At 70.1% G+C, this 1,176-nt stretch carries 1 protein-coding gene; it reads left to right on the top strand.

Annotated features, from left to right (window positions below; all coding sequences use genetic code 11):
• On the top strand, positions 1–1,161 hold a 1,161-nt coding region (gene xylA / locus ACF1FZ_RS35060; RefSeq protein WP_391777411.1), incomplete at its 5' end, for a xylose isomerase.
• Positions 1,162–1,176 lie beyond the last annotated feature (15 nt).

Here is a 1,176-nt window from a genome sequence, read left to right as displayed (position 1 = left end):
CGCTTCACTCCCACCCCTGCGGACAGGTTCACCTTCGGTCTGTGGACCGTGGGCTGGCGTGGCAACGACCCGTTCGGTGACGCGACGCGTCCGGCGCTGGACCCGGTGGAGTCGGTGGAGCGGCTCGCCGGGCTCGGTGCGCACGGGGTGACCTTCCACGACGACGACCTGATCCCGTTCGGGTCCACCGAGGCCGAGCGGGAGCGGCTGGTGGGCCGGTTCAGGGACGCGCTGGAGCGCACCGGGATGAAGGTCCCGATGGCCACCACCAACCTGTTCACGCACCCGGTGTTCAAGGACGGCGGTTTCACCTCCAACGACCGCGGCGTGCGGCGTTTCGCGCTGCGCAAGGTGATGCGCAACATCGATCTGGCCGCCGAGCTCGGCGCGAGCACCTATGTGGCCTGGGGCGGGCGCGAGGGCGCCGAGTCCGGCGGGGCCAAGGACGTGCGCCTGGCGCTGGACCGGATGAAGGAGGCCTTCGACCTGCTGGGCGACTACGTCACCGAGCAGGGCTACGACCTGCGCTTCGCCATCGAGCCCAAGCCCAACGAGCCCCGCGGCGACATCCTGCTGCCCACCATCGGCCACGCCCTGGCCTTCATCGAGCGGCTCGAGCGCCCCGAGATGGTCGGGGTGAACCCGGAGACCGGCCACGAGCAGATGGCCGGACTGAACTTCCCCCACGGCATCGCCCAGGCCCTGTGGGCCGGCAAGCTCTTCCACATCGACCTCAACGGCCAGTCCGGCATCAAGTACGACCAGGACTTCCGCTTCGGCGCCGGCGACCTGCGCCAGGCCTTCTGGCTCGTCGACCTCCTGGAGAGCGCGGGCTACGAGGGCTCCCTGCACTTCGACTTCAAACCGGTGCGCACCGACGGCATCGACGGGGTCTGGGAATCGGCGAAGAACTGCATGCGCAACTACCTCATCCTCAAGGACCGCGCCGCCGCCTTCCGCGCCGACCCCGCCGTCCAGGAAGCCCTGACCGCCTCCCGCCTGCACGAACTGGCCCGGCCCACCGCCGAGGACGGCCTCAAGGCCCTGCTGGCCGACAGGTCCGCCTACGAGGACTTCGACGCCACCGCCGCGGCGGAACGCTCCATGGCCTTCGAAGCCCTCGACCAGCTCGCCATGGAACACCTCCTCAACGTCCGCTGACACCCCCGGGTGTCC

The organism is Streptomyces sp. NPDC014623, from assembly GCF_043088245.1.
Lineage (GTDB): Bacteria > Actinomycetota > Actinomycetes > Streptomycetales > Streptomycetaceae > Streptomyces.
Note: the sequence above shows the minus strand (reverse complement) of the source record. Positions and strands in the feature narration are given on the sequence as shown.